Annotated in this window: 2 rRNA genes; both read right to left on the bottom strand. The window is 55.0% G+C overall.

Annotated elements, in window-relative coordinates:
- A 23S ribosomal RNA gene (locus ABLE94_RS26310) occupies positions 1-774 on the bottom strand; the annotation flags it as partial.
- A 484-nt stretch (positions 775-1,258) separates the two neighbouring features.
- Positions 1,259-1,474, bottom strand: a 16S ribosomal RNA gene (locus ABLE94_RS26305); the annotation flags it as partial.

Here is a 1,474-nt window from a genome sequence, read left to right as displayed (position 1 = left end):
TAGACCCGGCGACTCACACGCCCTATTCAGACTCGCTTTCGCTACGGCTACCCCACACGGGTTAACCTCGCCACCGAGCACTAACTCGCAGGCTCATTCTTCAAAAGGCACGCCATCACCCACCACAGACCAAACTGCGCACAGGCTCTGACGGATTGTCAGCGTCCGGTTTCAGGTACTATTTCACTCCCCTCCCGGGGTACTTTTCACCTTTCCCTCACGGTACTAGTCCGCTATCGGTCACCAGGAAGTATTCAGGCTTACCGGGTGGTCCCGGCAGATTCACAGCAGATTCCACGAGCCCGCTGCTACTTGGGAAAATTCTTCACGCAAGACCATGTGCTTTCAGCTACCGGACTCTCACCGACTACGGCAGACCATTCCAGGCCACTTCACCTAACACACGATTTTCTCACTCACGCCCCGACAGGTAGATCGGAGAAGAAGAACCCCACAACCCCACACACACAACCCCTACCCGGTCTCACATGCGCATGGTTTAGCCATCCTCCGCTTTCGCTCGCCACTACTCACGGAATCACAATTGTTTTCTCTTCCTATGGGTACTGAGATGTTTCACTTCCCCACGTTCCCCCCACACAGCCTATACATTCAGCTGGTGGTAACACGACATCACTCGTGCTGGGTTTCCCCATTCGGACACCCTCGGATCACAGCTCGTTTGACAACTCCCCGAGGACTATCGCGGCCTACCACGTCCTTCATCGGCTCCTGGTACCAAGGCATCCACCGAACGCCCTAAACACTTACAACAACACTCACTCCCACAGGGGCTCCGCCCCCGTGAACCCCCAAAAAAGGAATCCACAAGGAACACTCCCCCATCAGAGTGACCATCATCAAAGAGACAAAAATCTTCAAAAACAAAAACTCGAACAAAACACGCACAACCTGAAAAATATCCAGAATCATGTATGCATTGCAAAAATAAAGATGCTCGCATCCACTATGCACTTCTCAAACAACACACACCCACAACCAACCCCACCTCCACACCCCACCACAGGATGCATCACCGATGAACTCGCATTGCAGGCCCAGAAGAAACGCGTGTTCCCTCAGAACCCCGACAGTGTATTGGCAGCACGCCGGCCTCACGACCAACGACAACCCGGCACCCCAGACACACGCCCAGGACCAGACTTGTTTGATGTTTCACCCTCGAGCACCCCGTGCAGCACACTCGGCCACAAACGGGACTCCACACAACCAACGGTTGCGTGACTCTGCTCCTTAGAAAGGAGGTGATCCAGCCGCACCTTCCGGTACGGCTACCTTGTTACGACTTCGTCCCAATCGCCGATCCCACCTTCGACGGCTCCCTCCACAAGGGTTAGGCCACCGGCTTCGGGTGTTACCGACTTTCATGACGTGACGGGCGGTGTGTACAAGGCCCGGGAACGTATTCACCGCAGCGTTGCTGATCTGCGATTACTAGCGACTCCGACTTCAC

It is taken from the genome of Gordonia sp. VNK1 (genome assembly GCF_040049135.1).
Classification (GTDB): Bacteria; Actinomycetota; Actinomycetes; order Mycobacteriales; family Mycobacteriaceae; genus Gordonia; species Gordonia oleivorans.
The sequence above is the reverse complement of the archived record's forward strand: the minus strand, read 5'-3'. Positions and strand labels throughout refer to the sequence as shown.